This is a genomic window from Candidatus Acidiferrales bacterium (assembly GCA_035934015.1).
Lineage (GTDB): Bacteria > Acidobacteriota > Terriglobia > Acidiferrales > UBA7541 > DAHUXN01.
Genome location: DASYYH010000003.1, coordinates 382316 through 399593 on the forward strand (window position 1 = coordinate 382316; position 17278 = coordinate 399593).

A 17278-nucleotide genomic window follows, 5' to 3' on the forward strand; every position below is an offset into this window, starting at 1 on the left:
ACGGAGGGATTACGACCGTGAAATTCTGGGGCAACTGCAAAGCAATGACTTTCCTCGCGGGCGCCGCTCTGGCGTGCGCGATGCTCGCACCATTGCAAGTGAAAGCGAACACATTAGGGACCGATATCATCGGAATGTTCCCAAAAGACATGAGCGAGTTTGCGTACATCGACATGAAAGCCGCGCGGCAACTGCCGTGGTTTGCGCAACTGCAACAGCAGATGCTGCCTTCGAACTTTCGGGAGTTCGAAACGTTTTTGCGTTCGGCGGGAGTCAATCCGGATGCGCAAATCGATGAACTGGCCTGGGGCACGTCCTCAGCAACTTCGCAGCATCCGTATGAAATCGCGGGCGTCGCGCTAGGGTCATTTTCGCCTGATTCCACGGAGGCGTCTTTTGCGCAGCAAAAGCTGCCCCATATTGATTTCCACGGCTACAAGCTCTGGGCGTTTGGCAGCGGCGCCGGTGCGAACGATATTCTCTTTTTCTTCCTCGACAGCAACACAGCCGCCTTCGGCCAGCGTGACATTTTGCAAAGGCTCATCAACGTTCATTTCGGCGCAGCCGAGAGCCTGCTGAATAATGACGAGATTTTTCCGCTCATCAGCGCGGCGAATGGCAATGGCATGGTCTGGGCCGTGCTCGACAAAGCCAATACGCAACTGGCGCTGCATCAGCTTTTGCCGCAGGCGAGCCAGTTTCCGCAGGCCGCGGCGATTCTCAACCGCATTCGAAATATGGAGATCCACGTCCAGGCCGACGACGGCGTGGACGCAAAATTTCAGGCCGTGTGTGATTCTCCCGACGACGCCAATCAGCTGGCGGCAATGATGCAGGGCGGGATCATGATGCGGCGCTATCAAGTGCAACAAACGGATCCCGACCTCGCCAACATGCTTTCCAATGTGACGGTGGCTCCGTCCGGCGACAGCCTGAACGTCGATCTTCCTGTCAGCAATGATCAAATTGGCGCGTTGATTCGCAACCGCGCCTTTGCGGTTCCCATGTAGTTGGCGCGCGCCGACCCCGGCGGGTTCGCTTTTTCCTTATTTTACGAGATAGATTCTACGAGCGCGCGGGATCGCTCTGGAAGTGTTTGACCAGGGGCGCAGAGGCAGACGGAACGGGGCCGTTTGCTGGTGCGACGACCCGAATTTCTATGCGGTCCTCGAAGGAATCGATCGCGACCTCGCAAAAAGCTTCCTTCGAACCGCCAGCCGACAGCTTACACTGGCATTCGCGCTCCGCTGCGAGGGCGAATTCGATCTGATCGGCTTTTCCTAAACCGTGTTGATTGGAGATGTGCTCGATCGCGCCACGCAAGCCCGCGAATAGCCTTGGATCGTTGGTGATTTTGAATTCGATGTGCATCGTTTCAGCGTTCGCTCTGCTCCGCGAGGTGAAGCTCGCAGGCTTCCCGGCATTCGGGACAATAATACAGCCCATCGTCACACAGGCGGATATTGTGCTGCGACTGGCAGTACGTGCAATACTTATCGCACGTGCACTGCCCTTCCCTCTTGTCGCATTGCGCGCAGACGACCGGTGCACTCATGGGATTCTCCGCACCCCGACAAGCTCAATATAGGGCAACGGCACACATGCGACAAGCAACTTCTCCGTCTCTGTTATTCTGGCGTGCAACGCGCGGTAAACATTCGTTTCACTCGATCCAGCCAGCCCTTTGACGCCCGCCGGATGGCATTCGTTGCCTGACGCGATCGGCCTGTTGCAGCGAGCGCTTCACGGTTATTATCGGACGGATATGAAATTTTCAGTTCGCGACTACCAGCCAAAAGATTTCGACACGCTCTATCTGGTTGATCGTGCCTGCTACGAACCGGAAATCGCTTACACGCGCGAAGAGCTTCGCTGGTATCTCCATCTGCCTTCGGCAGACTGCCTGGTTGCCGAGGCACGGCTTTCCGCGAAGAGCCTGGCCAGTCAAATTGCCGGGTTTGTCATCGTGGCAAGCCAGAGGACTCACGGCCACGTCATCACAATGGATGTCGTCGAAAACTTTCGCCGCGGAGGAGTGGGAACCTCTCTGTTGCGCGAAGCCGAGGCCAGGCTCGTTCGGCGCGGGGTCAGCGAGGTATGGCTGGAAACGGCAACGAACAACGATCCCGCGATTGCCTTCTGGCACAAGCATGGCTATCGTACATGCGGCCGCATTCGCAATTATTATCCGGGCGGGCTCGGCGCGTTCTCGATGTCGAAGCCTCTACCCAATTCCGCGGCCGAGGAGAATTGAAAATTGCTGCACCTCTATCAGGCGATCCTTCTGGCGATTATTCAAGGACTGACGGAATTTCTCCCTGTCAGTTCAACCGCGCACTTAATCCTGTTCCCGTGGCTCGCGGGGTGGCCCGATCCGGGCCTCGCGTTCGACGTCGCCTTGCACGTGGGCACGCTTTTCGCCGTGCTCCTTTACTTCCTTCGCGACTGGACGGAATTGATCGCCGCGGGCCTCGGGTTTCATTATCCGCGAGGCGCGAGCTACGAGTACATCGAACACCAGCGGAAAATGTTCTGGTATCTGGTCGCGGGAACAATCCCGGCGGCGATTGTGGGAGTGCTTTTTCAGCATCGGATTGAAGACCGGCAGGGAGAGTCCTGGTACATTTTGGCAATTGCTGGCGCGCTGATTGCCGTGGGTCTGCTGATGTGGTATGGCGAATATGCCGGGCGCCTCGACCGTCCGATGGAGCGCGTGAATTTCGTCGATGCCGTGATTATTGGCCTTTCGCAAGCGTGCGCGCTTTTCCCAGGCGTGTCTCGCTCCGGAGCGACAATCACGACGGGACTTTTCCGTGGGCTGACACGCGAGGCTGCGGCGCGATTCTCATTCATTCTCTCCACTCCCATCATTGCCGGCGCCGCTGTCGTGGAGCTTCCCAAACTAATGAAGATGCACCGCGCCGGGACGCTTCTTCTGCCGATGTCCACAATCGCAATCAGCGTGGCCGTTTCGGCGATTGTGGGCATGATTGTGATTGCTTTTTTCCTGCGTTATCTGCAAGTACGAACGCTGAAAATATTTATTTACTACCGGATTCTGCTCGGTATAGTTATCCTGTTGCTGGTGTTCCTCCACATGGGTCACGCGTGATAGCGCCCACGCTCCCCATGCGATACTGAGGCCTTCCCCACAGCCCAGGAGAGCTTGTGCGCATATTCGAACCAACTGAAAATCGCCGCGTCAACGAATTGATCGGATTTGTCGGCATCACGCTTGCCGCCTTGCTGGCGTTGAGCCTGCTTTCCTATTCGCCGCAGGATGCGTCATTCAACGTTTCTGCCGTGCCGCCGGTCTCCGGCCCGTCGCATAACTGGATCGGGCCTGCCGGCGCGTACACTGCGGATTTGTTTTTCCAGGCGCTCGGCTACGCGGCATTTCTCTTCCCCGTAGGAATTTTTCTCGTTGCACTGCGCTGGTTTCGCAGCAAAGCGATTGCCGCGCCTATCGCCAAGCTGATCGGCTGCGCGCTATTCGCATTTTCGCTGCCGGCAGAATTCTCGCTGATCGGCGTGCCGGACGTTCGCGGCGCGCTGCCGCCGGGGGGAATGTTTGGCGAGCTGCTGTCTCATGGCCTGCGCGCCGTATTCAATTCCGTTGGCGCACACATGGTCGCGCTGGCCTGCATTTTTGCAGGGCTTTTCCTGACGACGCATTTCACGTTTGAAGGCACAGCAAAGAAAATGGGCGGGCCGCTCGGCGCCGAAGGATTCATCGGCCGCCACATTTACGCCCTCATCGACCGCTTCAAGGATTGGCGCGAAGCGCGCGAGTCGGAGAAGCTTCGTAAGCGCGTGGAAGAAATCAAGATTGCCGGACGCCCCGCCGTTCCCACGCAAGTGAAATCATCGAAAGCTGCGCTGGAGGAAGAGACGGAAGCGGAGGAAGCGCCCGCGTCCTCGCGCACTGCGCCTGTAATCACATTCAGCGAGCGACTGGATTCCGCGCCAGCGCGCAAATCCGCAAGCGAGCCGAAGATTGCAAAAGGCAAGACTTCGTTTCGCCTGCCTTCGCCAGCGCTGCTGCATCAGGCGGAGCGCAGCGAGCGCATGACGGAATCCGAGCTAAAAGAATACGCCCGCGCCATCGAACAGAAATGCGCGGAATTCGACGTCGCCGGTCACATTACGCAGATCAATCCCGGCCCGGTGGTCACGACGTTCGAGTTGAAGCCTGAGGCAGGAATCAAATACAGCCGCATCACTGGCCTCGCTGACGATCTTTGCCTGGCGCTGAAGGCAGAGTCAATTCTTATCGAGCGCATTCCGGGTAAATCCACGGTCGGCATCGAAGTTCCCAATCCGCATCGCGAGACCATCGCGCTGCGCGAAGTGATCGAGTCGCAGGAATTTTCGCATGCAGGCACGAAGCTGGCGCTGCCGCTCGGCAAGAACCTCGTCGGCCAGATTCGCGCGGCGGATCTGGCGCAGATGCCGCACTTGCTCATCGCCGGCGCCACGGGAACGGGCAAGAGCGTGTTCATCAATTCGATGATCATGGGCATGCTCTATAAATGCACGCCTGACGAAATGAAGCTCGTGCTCGTCGATCCCAAGCGCATCGAGCTTGGACTCTACGAAGACATCCCGCATTTGTTCACGCCCGTAGTCACGGATCCCAAAGTCGCGTCCAACGTCCTGCGCAACGCCACGCGCGAAATGGAGCGGCGGCTGAAGCTTCTCGCACAGCGCGGCGTCCGCAACATCGAGCAGTACAACCGCGCGTTCGACAAAGGCCAGTCGCTTTCGCTTTTCGACGAGACCGAAGAGACCGAGCACAAGCCGCTGCCCTACATCGTCATCGTCATCGACGAACTAGCTGATTTGATGATGGTAGATACAACCAACGTCGAGGAATCCATCACGCGCCTGGCACAAATGGCGCGCGCCGTCGGCATTCATTTGATTCTCGCCACGCAGCGGCCGTCGGTTGACGTCATCACCGGCCTCATCAAGGCGAATTTTCCGGCGCGCATTTCCTTCCGCGTCGCCAGCAAGGTGGACTCGCGCACGATTCTCGACACCAATGGCGCGGAATCTCTCCTTGGCCGCGGCGACATGCTTTATTTGCCTGCCGGTTCATCGCGCATCCATCGCATTCACGGGCCGCTGGTCACGGAGTCGGAAGTCGCCGCCGTCTGCGAATTCTGGCGCGAGCAGGCCAAGGCGATTTACAACGAAGAGTTGCTCAAGCCGCCGAAGGACGAGAACGCATCCGGCAATTCCGATGCGGATGCCGGTGGCGCGGACGATGTGGATGACGATCTCTATCAAGAGGCCGTGCGCGTCGTCTGCGAAATGGGCCGCGCTTCGACTTCCACGCTGCAGCGGCGACTGCGCGTCGGCTACGGCCGCGCCGCGCGTTTAATCGACATCATGGAGAAGGACGGCATCGTCGGCCCACCGGATGGCTCGCGCCCGCGCGAAGTCTTGAAGAAAAAAGACTGGATGCGCGAATTCGACGAATCGATGAAATAGCCCTCATTTCGCGCAATTCAATCCGAATTGACACGCCTGCCGCGCGTCCGTAAGATGATTAGACGTCCCGTGCCGAGGTAGCTCACCGGTAGAGCGCGGCCCTGAAAAGGCCGGCGTAGGCAGTTCAACTCTGCCCCTCGGCACCACTTTCACCGCAAGTGTTTTCCCACGGCCAGTTGCTAGTGCTCGATCTGGCGGCCAATTTCCCAATGGTGCCCGAAGGGGTCAATCACGCGCCCCACTCGCCAGCCATGTTCTTCGTTCACCGGGTAAACTTCCGATGCGCCGGCGGCCAGCGCTCGATTGAAGACCGCGTCCGGGTCCGCGACAGTCAGTATGATTCGCACGGTGCAGCCCTTCAAGCCTTCCGGACTGATGTTGCCATTCTCCGGCGATTCGTCGCTGAGCCAAAATTCCGCGCCGTCAATGGACATTCGGGACACGATTTCGCCATCCGGCGATTCCACGTGGTGTAGCTCGATAGCTCCAAACGCGGCTTTGTAGAACTCAATCGCGCGTTTGCCGCGGCGAACTTCAAGCCAAGGAGCAATTGCCGTTGTAGTATTTCGCATCCCGAATCTCTCCTTCGAGGCGCCGAGCTTCCTTCGTGTAGGTCTGGATCAGACTTCCTTGAGGGCCCGGATCATCTGGGTGCTCACACCTTAAGCGTCGCCGAAGGCCATGTGCGTGTTTGCGCGCACCTCGTAGTGCATTGCAACGGCCTCGATTCTGGAGAGTAGCGCTTTCGCTTCGGGTTCGAAGACCGGAACCGAATAATCCGGGCCTGCAAATCGCTTCACTGCCTCCAGAGAGTCGAACAGGTTGACCACCACGAACTCCGCTTCGTTTGGGCCGTCGCAGCGAAACACGTATCCGCCTCGATAGCCTTCGATGGCCCGCATGCCGGGAAGCATTTTGTTCTTCAGAAGAGCCTCGTAGGCGTCCGCGTTGGGGATTTTAGTCCAGCCTCGCCAGTGGCGTGCAATCATGTTCGTTCTCCTTGCTCTCCGCCGTTGGAAGTCTGTACGCGTTTCAGACTTCCTTGAGCGCCTGAATCATCTGCGTGATCACGCCTTGTGCATCGCCGAAGACCATGTGCGTGTTCGGGCCGAAAAATAATTCGTTCTCGATTCCCGAAAATCCTACACCCTTGCCGCGCTTGATGACCAGGACTTGCCTGGCCTGGTCGGCATTCAGGATCGGCATGCCGTAAATTGGGCTGCTCTTGTCGCTGCGCGCCGCGGGGTTCACAACGTCATTCGCGCCGATCACGAGCGCCACGTCTGCGTTCGCAAAATCGCTGTTGATCTCTTCGAGATCGTAAATCAGATCGTAAGGCACGCCCGCTTCGGCCAGCAGAACGCTCATGTGCCCGGGCATGCGTCCGGCGACGGGATGGACGGCAAATTTCACTTTGACGCCCTTGGCCTGCAGCATCTGGACGAGTTCCCACAATTTGTGCTGCGCCTGCGCCACGGCAAGCCCGTAACCCGGCACGACGATGACGTTTTCCGAATATGCCATCGTTGCCGCTGCGTCGCGCACTTCCATCGCATTCATCGTGCGCGCCTCGCCGCCCGCAGCCGCGGTCGCTGCCACGTCGCCGAATCCGCTGAACCACACGTTCAGGAACGAGCGATTCATCGCGCGTGCCATCAGCACGGTCAGCAAACTTCCTGCTGCGCCGACAATCGTGCCGGCGATAATCATCGCCGGATTCTGCACCACGAAACCTTCGAAGCCCACGGCAAGGCCAATGCACGCGTTGTACGTCGAAATCACCACGGGCATATCCGCGCCGCCAATGGGCAGCGTGACAAAGATTCCAAGAATCAGCGAAACGACGAGGAAAATGCTAATAAGCACATCGACAGAAAGGTTCAATCCTGAAACCCAGTCCGGATGAATGCTCGCCAGCGTCAGCGCCAGCGCTGCGAGCGAAAGAATTCCGTTGATGAAATGCCGCCCGGGAATTCGCGGGCTGCCCATCCAGCTCTGAAGTTTCAGGAAGGCCACCACGCTGCCGCCGAAAGCTGTCGCGCCAAAGAGCGCGCCGATGACGGCGATAATCGGAAACGCCAGCGAGCCGCTATACGCGCGGCCGCTGTACATCTCCACCGCAGCGATGGCCCCTGCCGCGCCGCCGCCAAGGCCGTTGTAAATGGCCACCATCTGCGGCATTTCCGTCAGCGGTACTCGCCGCCCGGTCCACCACGCGGGAACCGCTCCGACAGCGACCGCAAAAAAAATCAGCACGAGGCGCTGCCCGGAATTCCCCGGTATGATCAATTCCGAGACTCCGGGGATATAGACAAACGTGACCGCCACAGCGATCAGCATGCCGACGCCGGCCCACAAGATACCGTTGCGCGCCGTGCGCGGCGAACTCATGCGCTTGAGGCCCAGAATCAAGAGCAGCGTGGCGATGAAGTAGCTGGCTTGCAGGGGAAAGGCTGTGAGAATGTGGCTCACTATGCTTTCTCCTTCTTGCTGTGGAACATCTCGAGCATGCGCTCGGTGGAAACATAACCGCCGACGGCGTTGCCCGTAGCCATCACCACGCCCACAAAACCCACAAATACTTCGAGCGGCCCGCGCGCTTCCGCCAGCGCCAGCATCGCGCCGACGAGGACGATTCCGTGGACGAAGTTCGAACCGGACATCAACGGCGTATGCAGAATCACAGGTACGCGGGCGACGATTTCATATCCCGCGATAGCCGCAATCAAGAAAATATAGAGCGCTACGAATCCGGTCATGATTTCACTGCTCCTTGAAGAAGTTCGCGCGTGGGTTCGTGCTTGATTTCGCCCGCGAACGTAAGAACGGTCCTGGCGATCACTTCGTCATTCCAGTCGAATGAAATGTTTCCGCCTTTTAGAAACAGGCTGAGGAGGTTATAGAGATTCGTCGCATACATCTGGCTGGCGTCTTCGGCGAGCATGCTGGCCACCTGCAAGACGCCGAGGATGGTCACATTGCCATGGTGAATTTCCTGCCCGGGCTGCGTGAGTTCGCAGTTCCCTCCCGTATCCGCGGCCAGGTCCACGACGAGTGAGCCTGACTTCATCGCGTCAACCATCGGCCTAAGCAAAATTTTCGGCGCTGGGCGTCCAGGAACGTTCGCGGCACAGATGACCACATCCGCCTGCCGCACATGCTGCGCCAAAACTTCCTGCTGCGCCTTGCGCTCCTCGGCGGTCAACTCGCGGGCATAGCCGCCATCGCCTTCCGCGCGGATATTCGCGGAGACGAATTTCGCGCCGAGGGATTCCACTTCTTGCTTGCTGGACGTTCGAACGTCGTAGCCTTCCACTTGCGCGCCCAGCCGCCGCGCCGTGGCCATTGCCTGCAGGCCGGCGACGCCCGCGCCAATCACGAGCACTTTCGCCGGCCGGATCGTGCCTGCGGCGGTCGTCAGCATGGGGAAAAATCGCGCCAGATGGTTCGCGGCAATTAGCGCGGCTTTGTATCCGGCAACCATCGCCTGCGACGACAGCGCGTCGAGGCTCTGCGCCCGCGAAATTCTCGGCACGAGCTCCATTGCAAACGCCGTGATCTTGCGATCGCATAGCAGCTTTACTTCTTCGGTGTGCTGCTGAGCGTAGATGAAGCTCGCGAGAATGGAATTCTCGCGCATCATGCGAATTTGCGAAATATCCGGCGCCTGCACGCGCAGCGTGATATCCGCTTGGGCGTATAACTGCGCCGGATCTTTCACTACGGTCGCGAATCGCTCATATTCGGAATCGGGAATGCCGCTCGCCGCACCCGCGCCGGATTCCATCAGGATCGTCGCGCCCAGTTTCGTCAGGCGTTCGGCGACTTTCGGCGTCATGGCGACGCGTTTTTCCCCCGCGCGCGTTTCCCGGGGAACCGCAATTTGAATGGCCATTAAAAACACTCCTCTGAAGTACGACCATCGTTGGCCGCCTGTTCAGCTATGATTTCCTTCGATTTACAAAAATTCCAGGGCACGCCAATTCGGCGAAAAGAAAAAAATCTGACCGAAAAATATCGAGTGCCGCCTCATCGGCGCGATTGGATTTGGTGCGAAAACAGCCTGGTTTGCGGATATTCGACAGAGTCACGGGATTTCGACGATCCGGATCATTCGCGCATTTCGTTCTTGCTTCCTGGGCCAGCGCCTTCTTCCTGCATCATCCAAACGAATTAGCATATCAGATGCAAGCGCATCTTGCCTCCGGCTGTTTCGGATTCTTAAATGCCACCGGAACCGCTCCATTTCTCGCATCCCGGGCAAAACTCAAGGCTCGGGGCACGTTTTGGATAGCTCAAGGCGCTCCCGTGGCGTAAAATCCATGCGGAGGCCCGGAAATGAGCGAGACTTGCGCACACACCAGCGAAATTCGGAAGGTCACGCCCAGCGGCAAGGGCTGCAAAGAGTGCCTCGCTACGGGCGATTCGTGGGTCCACCTGCGCTTGTGCCTGATCTGCGGGCATGTTGGCTGCTGCGACTCCTCCAAGAACAAGCATGCAACGAAGCATTTCCACGCGACAAAGCATCCGATCGTTCAATCGTTCGAGCCGGGCGAAGACTGGCGCTGGTGCTACGTGGACGAAATGTTTTTGGAGTAACATACGCGACCGCGAACCGATGGCTGCCAGTCGCCGGAGATTGAGAGTTCATCCGTATGATGCCTGAAGCCAAATCCGCGGAGGCAAGCGCCTGGCCGGCCCTGCCGCTGAAGGAATGGGAGCCGACACGCGCTACGCTGCACATGTGGGTGCAAATGGCCGGCAAAGTTCGCATCGCGCTTTCGCCGCGAATCAATCATTGGTGGGACGCCACACTTTACGTCAACAACAGCGGCCTGACGACTTCGCTGATTCCCTACGGCCAGCGCGCGTTTGAGATTCAATTCGATTTCCTGCGCCACGTTTTGGAAATTCGCACATGCGAAGGCGACTCGCGCACGATTAAGCTGGCTCCAAAATCCGTCGCGCAGTTCTATCAGGAATTCATGGGCGCGCTTGCTTCGCTCGGCTTTCCCGTAAAAATCTGGCCCATGCCGGTCGAAGTTCCCAATCCGATTCGCTTCGATCAGGACCGCACGCACGCGTCCTATGATCCCGAATACACCAATCGCTTCTGGCGCACGCTCGTCTCCGTGGATTCCGTGTTTAAGGAATTTCGCACGCGTTTCATCGGCAAATCGAGCCCCGCGCATCTTTTCTTCGGCAGTTTCGATTTGGCCGTGACGCGTTTTTCCGGCCGCCGCGCTCCCGAGCGCCCCGGCGCGGATGCCGTCACGCGCGAAGCCTACTCGCACGAAGTCATTAGCGCGGGATTTTGGCCGGGGAACGAAGGCGTGATCGATGCTGCGTTTTATGCTTATGCAGCGCCCGAACCGCCCGGCTTCGCCGAAGCGCAGCTTCGCCCTGCGGCGGCTTTCTACAACAAGCAGATGTCGGAATTTTTCCTGCCCTACGAAGATGTCCGCCGCAACCCCGACCCGCGCGCCAGTCTCCTCGATTTCCTGCAGACGTCCTATGAAGCAGCCGCAGATCGCGCCGGATGGGATCGCGCCTCCCTCGAGCGCCAGCCGAACACGAACAAAGAGTCGGTTGCATGAGCGCACAGGCATTCGATGTTCTTGTCATGGGCGGCGGGGCGACGGGGCAGCTCGCTGCGGCGTACCTGCGGATGCGATTCCCGCAGATTCGCATCGGCGTCATCGAAGGGCCGCACAAAAATCGGCCAATCGTCGGCGAATCTTTCGTCGAAATCACCATTGATTTTCTTCTCGAACTCGGTCTCGGCTACTACCTTATCGAAAATCATTTCCCAAAATACGGGCTCACTTACTATTACAAACCCGACATCGACAATCCCACCGACCGTACTTACGTTGTCGATGAAACTGCTACGGTGCCGCCTCTGCTCTCGTTCCAGGTTAACCGCTTCACATTCGACCGTCACGTTCGCGAACGCAACTTGAAAACGCGCGTCGAATTGCTCGACGCCACAGTAACGAACGTGAATCTCGGCCACAACGGCGGATTGCACACGCTCACCGTGCGCGATTCCGCGCAGCAGGAAAGCACGCTTCAAGCGCGCTGGCTCATCGACGGCACGGGCCGCAATCGCGTACTCCAAAAATTATTGGGACTTCAACAAACAGTCGCTGAGCAGAAGGACGTTTTTTGGTTCCGGCTGAAGAATTTTAATCCCGAAATCCTCGCGCGCATTCGCGCGGTGAAAAAAGAAAATCGCGCTTTCGTTCCCTATTTCGCCACGCACCATTTTTTCGGCAAAGGCAACTGGATCTGGCTGATCCCCATGCGTTCGCCCGACGGCGAGCCGTTCATCAGCATCGGCATTACGTATCGCAAAGACATTTATCCGCACGGCCAGATTCACACGATGGAGCGCTTTCTGGAATGCGTCGGACGCGAGCACGAAATGATCGTCGAGCTTGTGCGCAGCGGCACGGTCGCCGACACGAACGTCTACAGCTCGTACATGTGGGAGTGCGCGCAGCGCTATTCGCCCGACCGCTGGTACATCATCGGCGACGCGGGCGACACGGTCGATCCGCTCTATAGCGTCGGCATGGCGTTGTCGTCTGTGCAAATTCGCCAGATCGCCGCGATGATCCAGCGCGAAATGGATGGCCACGATACGCGCGAATTCACCATGGACCTCGACACCGCGATCATCGCGCTGCAACGCAGCCTGACGCGCGATACGACGCGCTTATACGAGGCCATGGGCGACGCCTACCAATGCCATCTGCGCGTGCATTTGATCGTCACGAAACTTTTCCATCTTGGGCTGCCGCTGCTGATGAACGACTACCTCTGGGACCCGCTCGGCGCCAAACTCATCAATCGCTTTGCGCCGCTCCAAAAACTCGAAGCCGAATCGCGGATGTTCCACGCCCTCATACGCGAAGTTGCCGCGAATTCCGAGAACCGCGCCATCGGCAATTTCATCAAAGTACAGTCCAGCGATTCGATGAACTACGCATTTTACGAATATCACCGCGAAGAAGATATTCCCGCGTCGCTTTCCAACATGCTTTTCGGCCTGGCGGCGCTGCGGCTCGATCTTCTCGCCAAGCTCGGCTGGCGCGGATTTCTGCGCTTCGATCAGCACCGCGCTCTTTTGAAAGATATTTTCCGCGGCGCGCTCCTTCTTCCCTTCCACGGAACAAAATTGCGCAAGAGCCGCCTCGTCCGCAGAATGTTTCCAATTCATGAGGGAATGCGCGAAAGCGGAGCACAAATGCGCGAGCCTTTCCGCGAAAAGATGGAGTCCTCTGTTCCTCCTTTGCCGATGGATCAGGTGATGGAGCGGAAGACAGCCGACTGAGTTCTCTTTTCGATCGCTAGCTCACTGCTGAAGTGGCGCCCACTCAAACGGGAAAAGCTTGCCCGCTGCGGCAGGATCGAGCTTCGCGCCGGCAAGCTGCGCCGCCTGCGCGAGCGCAGGATCGCGACCGGCGGCGAGGTCCGCACCCGTCGGCACGATCAACTCATCCGGCGTTACGCCAACGCTTTCGAGGCTCTTTCCATCCGTCATGATGAGGTTATCGTGCGTAATCGAGGCAGCGTAGAAGACGATGAGGTCGTTGCCTCCCATGACTCCAATTTGAAATGGGTAAATTCTCGATTCCATGACTGCGCCAGCGCTCAAATCTCCCACTACGACCCCTCTGTGATTGAGTTGCATGGTGCGCGCAAAAAGCTCTGCTGCTGACGCGGAACCGCTGTCGACAAGAATAAATAGTTTTCCTGTGTACGTCTTGCCGCGAGGCTTAGCGACGAGATCCTTATCTCGCTTCCGACCAACAGGCGACGCAATCGTTATGTCATGATCAAAAAAGTGTCCGACGAGATATGAAAGGGCGTCGACCGCGCCTCCAGGGTTTCCGCGAAGGTCGATGACAAGCGCTGCGTGCTTGTCGGCCTTGCCCATAATGTCATCTGTTACTCCCTGGTCCATATTGAATGCAGGAATTTTCCAGATGAACGTATCGCCAATCTCAGCCCAGCGCTCTCGAAGGAGATGGATTCTGCTTTCCTCGTCCAGAATCAGATTCCAGAAACCGGTATCGCCCGTTTCAAAGGAGACGTCAATGAGTTTTTGTTTGGTGATGAATTTCGTGCGCACCTGCTCCGTCCGCATAGTTCCTTGAGGATCGCGGAGAGAAAGCTCCAAAGCACCTTGAGGCGAGAGCGAATTCAGATAGTATTCGATATCCGAAAAATCCTTTCGGTTGACCGAAAATGCACCGACCTTAAGTATTTCATCTCCTGGATGAATCTTGCTGGCGGCGTCGGTCTCAGGCCGCACTTCCGTGACGAAACAGCGATCCCCGATCATCTGCATTCGAAACCCATAATCGAAATTGTAGTTTATGGACGGCGGCACGAAGAAGGTGTGCGAATCGTGAAGGCCTGAAAGATAGCCCGCGATAACGTGGAAGGCCTCACCCAGTGTGGGCGCGTTCTTAATCGCCGCTGCGTACTTCTGGTAGCGTGCGTCCATATCCACGCCATGAAAAGTAGAATCGTAATAATCCTTCTTCACGGCATCATGAACCTGCTGAAGCATCTCTTCCGCATGGGCGCGATCCATGCTCGAGAGCTGTTGCGCCTTTCCCTGAGCACGTGCACGCGAAATCGCAGACATCGCCAAAGCGACAAACAATGCGACGGAGAGAATCGGAAGGGCGCGCTTCATGGAAGAAGCACCTCGCTTATCTTTGAAGGAGCAGGCAAAAAAATAACTCGCTTGCACGCAACAAGCGAGTTTATAGCAAATTTATATAACATATCTCCAAAAAAAAGCAAGCCTTTTCTTTGTATCGCAAAATCGTCTACGGTGAAAATCCCCCAAAGCTCGATTTTCGGTGAAAACGCGCAGGGCGCGCCGAATCCCGACGTTCGAGTCCCAGCGCGCTCCAGTTGGGCGGCGATCTAGTACCGATTCGCCGCTGGCATCGATTCGCCCTTGACGATCACCGCGCGCACGCGTTCGAGTGCGTGAATGTCGTCGAGCGGATTGCCTTCCGTCGCCACCACATCGCCTTCTTTCCCGACGGCGATCGTGCCGAGGTCGTCATACCCGAGCAAGTCCGCCGAACCCCGTGTACCAAAGTAGAGCGCCTGCTTTGGCGTCGCGCCGAAACGCACCTCGGTCATGATTTCGTCGCGAACCGTTCCCTTCCCGGGTTCGTAACTCTGGTCCGAACCCGCCGCGATTTTCAGCCCTGTTGCCAGCGCGACTTTGAAGCCTTGCAATTCGCCTTGCCAGATGAGATTTGCCTTGCGAATCGCGTAGTCCGCCATGTGCATCTTCGGCCCGTTTTCGACGATGTTGTTCGCGATGTAGAGCGTCGGCGTCAGGTACGTGCCGTGCTCTTTCATGTAGTTCGCCGCGTCCTGATCCAGTCCCGCGCCGTGCTCGATCGAATCCACGCCTGCATGCAGCGCGGCCCAAATCGTCGGAAGATTCTCATCGTGCGCGGCGACTTTTACGTGCGCATTGTGCGCCTGCTCGACGATCACCTTCAGCTCTTCAGCCGAAACCTGTTCCGCCAGCGGCGAATCGAGCGGCGAAAGCACGCCGCCGGACGCGAGAATCTTGATGACGCGCGCGCCGTATTTGAGCTGCCAGTGAACGGCGGCTTCGGCATCCGCAGGCGAATTAATGAATCCGTTTTCCGGCGTATAGAAATCCTCGGGCATGAGATCCGGCGGAAAATCGTAGAAGTCGCCGTGGCCGCCGGGGATGGAAATCGCGTGCGCCGCAGGATCGAGCCGAGGGCCAGGAATCGTGCCTTCGTTGATGGCGTTCATCAGCGCGACATCCACGAAGCCTTCGCTTCCGAGGACGCGCGCGGCGACAACGCCGGAATCAACCGCATACGCCATGGCCTTCGAAGCGCGCAGCGTGGCGAGCGGCAGCGACGGATATTGTCCGCGCGGGCCAGTCCACAAATGAATGTGCGCGTCGATCAGCCCGGGAATGCATGTGTATTTCGTCAGGTCTTGCTGCTGCGCGCCGGCGGGCGCGGTGAGGTCGCGGCCAACCGCCGTAACTTTTCCGTCGGCGATGATGATTTCGCCGCCGTCGATTGCGGGCTGATCCACATCGGCAATCAATTTTCCGCAGCGGACGAACATCGTACTCTTCGCGGCCGTCTTCGGCATCCCATCCGTATCCTGCGCCAAGACGTTCGGCGCGAAGAACGCGCACGCTGCAAGCGCACAAACAATGGCAATCTTTCGCTTCATGCTTCCTCCCGTTGTCGTATGGCGAATCTCACTCACACATTCCGGCCAGCGCACCACCCGCTGGCAGCGAGGCTCGAAAGCGTATTCTGGCCGGGCTTGCGTGTCAACGAAGAGATATTCGAACCTGTACCGCCTATGCCGCGATGCAAGGAAGCGTTGAATAGGAGCCGCCGCGCGTGATATGCATCTACCGGCTGTGCAGTGGCACGTTCGCGCTCGCAGCGGATTTTTCCGGGGAGAAAGAGCGATGAAGAACATTTTTCGCATTCCTTTTCTGATTTTTGCCCTGCTTTTCGCGCTGCCATTTCCCGCTTCTGCGCAAACCGCAGCCTCGCCGCGGGCGTGGCCCACAAAGGAAGGCGACTACGTGGTTCCGGAATTCCATTTTCGCGATGGCGAAACGCTTGCGAACGTGCGCCTGCATTACACGACGCTCGGCGAGCCGCGACGCGACGCCTCCGGGCGCGTGACGAACGCCGTGCTGATCATGCACGGCACGGGCGGCACGGGACACCAGTTCTTGCGGCCCGTTTTCGCCGGCGTGCTCTTTGGACCGGGCCAATTGCTCGACGATTCGAAATATTTCATCATTCTGCCGGACGACATCGGCCACGGAAAATCGAGCAAGCCAAGCGACGGAATGCGGATGAAGTTTCCAAAGTACGATTACGCGGACATGGTGCAGGGCGAATACGACGTGGTTGCTGACGGCCTGCACGTGAATCATTTGCGCCTGGTAACGGGAACTTCGATGGGCTGTATGCACACGTGGCTGTGGGGCGAGACGTATCCGAAATTCATGGACGCGCTCATGCCGCTCGCTTGCCTGCCCGTGCAGATCGCGGGACGCAATCGCATGACGCGCAAAATGATTATGGATTCGATTGAAGACGATCCGGCGTGGGACGGCGGAAATTACAAGACCGAGCCAGTCAATGGGCTGCGCGCCGCTCTCGATGTGGAGTTGCTGATGGTCAGCACGCCGCTTTACTGGCAGCATGAGTACCCAACCGGCGTCGCAGCGGATGCGTTTCTGGACAAAAGTCTCGCGGAACGCCTCAAAGGATTGGACGCCAACGACATGATTTACGCGTGCAATGCTTCGCGTGACTACGATCCTTCGCCCGATCTGACCAAAATCGAAGCGCCGCTGCTGGCGATTAATTCCGCAGATGATTTTGTCAATCCACCGGAATTGCACATTGACGACGAACTGATTCACCGCGTGCCGCACGGGAGATTTGTGCTGCTGCCGATTACAAATGAAACGCGCGGCCATGGCACGCACACGCTCGCGGCCGTGTGGAAAAATTACTTGGCGGAATTGCTGGCCGAGAGCGGGCCGCAGCCCTGACACTTTCGCATCGTCCTATCCCTGTACGTCGGGACAGTTCTTTTTCGGAATCGCCAGATTCTGAAACGCTTGTTCCATGTTGTGTGCCACGCGACAATTTCCTCAGTGCTCCGCGATTCAGGCGACACTGCAATACACGGCAGATGCGCTGCGGATTTG

Annotated in this window: 16 protein-coding genes and 1 tRNA gene; 9 read left to right on the forward strand and 8 right to left on the reverse strand. The window is 57.9% G+C overall.

Annotation, left to right across the window (positions count from 1 at the left end; genetic code table 11):
* Positions 1-44: 44 nt before the first annotated feature.
* Positions 45-1010, forward strand: a complete 966-nt coding sequence (locus VGR81_01930) for a hypothetical protein (protein ID HEV2287693.1) — start codon at positions 45-47, stop codon at positions 1008-1010.
* A gap of 55 nt (positions 1011-1065) precedes the next feature.
* On the opposite strand, the gene VGR81_01935 is transcribed toward VGR81_01930, so the two are convergent.
* Complete coding sequence (locus VGR81_01935) at positions 1066-1371, reverse strand: hypothetical protein (GenBank protein ID HEV2287694.1); 306 nt, start codon at positions 1369-1371, stop codon at positions 1066-1068.
* Between the two features lie 394 nt (positions 1372-1765).
* Between VGR81_01935 and VGR81_01940 the strand changes: the two genes are divergently transcribed.
* From VGR81_01940 to VGR81_01955, 4 genes are all read left to right on the forward strand, one after another.
* Positions 1766-2254: an N-acetyltransferase gene (locus VGR81_01940; protein ID HEV2287695.1), complete on the forward strand. Its 489-nt coding sequence runs from the start codon at positions 1766-1768 to the stop codon at positions 2252-2254.
* Positions 2255-2257: 3 nt separating this feature from the next.
* Positions 2258-3112 carry an undecaprenyl-diphosphatase UppP gene (gene uppP / locus VGR81_01945; GenBank protein HEV2287696.1) on the forward strand — a complete coding sequence of 285 codons (855 nt, stop codon included), beginning with the start codon at positions 2258-2260 and terminating at the stop codon, positions 3110-3112.
* A 56-nt stretch (positions 3113-3168) separates the two neighbouring features.
* On the forward strand, positions 3169-5496 hold the full coding sequence (locus tag VGR81_01950; protein ID HEV2287697.1) for a DNA translocase FtsK: 2328 nt from the start codon (positions 3169-3171) through the stop codon (positions 5494-5496).
* Between the two features lie 71 nt (positions 5497-5567).
* Positions 5568-5642: transfer RNA gene (locus tag VGR81_01955), tRNA-Phe, on the forward strand.
* Between the two features lie 33 nt (positions 5643-5675).
* Here the strand turns inward: VGR81_01955 and VGR81_01960 are convergent.
* From VGR81_01960 to VGR81_01980, 5 genes are all read right to left on the reverse strand, one after another.
* Positions 5676-6068 carry a VOC family protein gene (locus VGR81_01960; GenBank protein HEV2287698.1) on the reverse strand — a complete coding sequence of 131 codons (393 nt, stop codon included), beginning with the start codon at positions 6066-6068 and terminating at the stop codon, positions 5676-5678.
* Between the two features lie 90 nt (positions 6069-6158).
* Complete coding sequence (locus tag VGR81_01965; GenBank protein HEV2287699.1) at positions 6159-6485, reverse strand: hypothetical protein; 327 nt, start codon at positions 6483-6485, stop codon at positions 6159-6161.
* 43 nt (positions 6486-6528) lie between these two features.
* The gene (locus VGR81_01970; protein HEV2287700.1) at positions 6529-7968 is read right to left on the reverse strand and encodes an NAD(P)(+) transhydrogenase (Re/Si-specific) subunit beta; all 1440 of its coding nucleotides are present in this window, start codon (positions 7966-7968) and stop codon (positions 6529-6531) included.
* Positions 7968-8255 (reverse strand): NAD(P) transhydrogenase subunit alpha, encoded by a 288-nt coding sequence (locus VGR81_01975; protein HEV2287701.1) that lies wholly within the window; start codon positions 8253-8255, stop codon positions 7968-7970. Before VGR81_01975 ends, VGR81_01970 begins: the two co-directional genes overlap by 1 nt.
* Positions 8252-9391, reverse strand: coding sequence for a Re/Si-specific NAD(P)(+) transhydrogenase subunit alpha (locus VGR81_01980; protein HEV2287702.1), 1140 nt, complete (start codon positions 9389-9391; stop codon positions 8252-8254). Before VGR81_01980 ends, VGR81_01975 begins: the two co-directional genes overlap by 4 nt.
* Positions 9392-9834: 443 nt before the next feature.
* Here VGR81_01980 and VGR81_01985 point away from each other — a divergent pair, with 443 nt between their 5' ends.
* The 3 genes from VGR81_01985 to VGR81_01995 are packed head-to-tail and all read left to right on the forward strand — an operon-like array spanning position 9835 to position 12835.
* Positions 9835-10095: a UBP-type zinc finger domain-containing protein gene (locus VGR81_01985; GenBank protein ID HEV2287703.1), complete on the forward strand. Its 261-nt coding sequence runs from the start codon at positions 9835-9837 to the stop codon at positions 10093-10095.
* Between the two features lie 56 nt (positions 10096-10151).
* On the forward strand, positions 10152-11093 hold the full coding sequence (locus VGR81_01990; GenBank protein ID HEV2287704.1) for a DUF5996 family protein: 942 nt from the start codon (positions 10152-10154) through the stop codon (positions 11091-11093).
* On the forward strand, positions 11090-12835 hold the full coding sequence (locus VGR81_01995) for a tryptophan 7-halogenase (protein ID HEV2287705.1): 1746 nt from the start codon (positions 11090-11092) through the stop codon (positions 12833-12835). Before VGR81_01990 ends, VGR81_01995 begins: the two co-directional genes overlap by 4 nt.
* Positions 12836-12856: 21 nt before the next feature.
* On the opposite strand, the gene VGR81_02000 is transcribed toward VGR81_01995, so the two are convergent.
* Both VGR81_02000 and VGR81_02005 read right to left on the reverse strand, forming a co-directional pair.
* Positions 12857-14209: a S41 family peptidase gene (locus tag VGR81_02000; protein HEV2287706.1), complete on the reverse strand. Its 1353-nt coding sequence runs from the start codon at positions 14207-14209 to the stop codon at positions 12857-12859.
* A gap of 236 nt (positions 14210-14445) precedes the next feature.
* Positions 14446-15765, reverse strand: coding sequence for an amidohydrolase family protein (locus VGR81_02005; GenBank protein HEV2287707.1), 1320 nt, complete (start codon positions 15763-15765; stop codon positions 14446-14448).
* Between the two features lie 247 nt (positions 15766-16012).
* Between VGR81_02005 and VGR81_02010 the strand changes: the two genes are divergently transcribed.
* Positions 16013-17119 (forward strand): alpha/beta fold hydrolase, encoded by a 1107-nt coding sequence (locus VGR81_02010; protein HEV2287708.1) that lies wholly within the window; start codon positions 16013-16015, stop codon positions 17117-17119.
* Positions 17120-17278 lie beyond the last annotated feature (159 nt).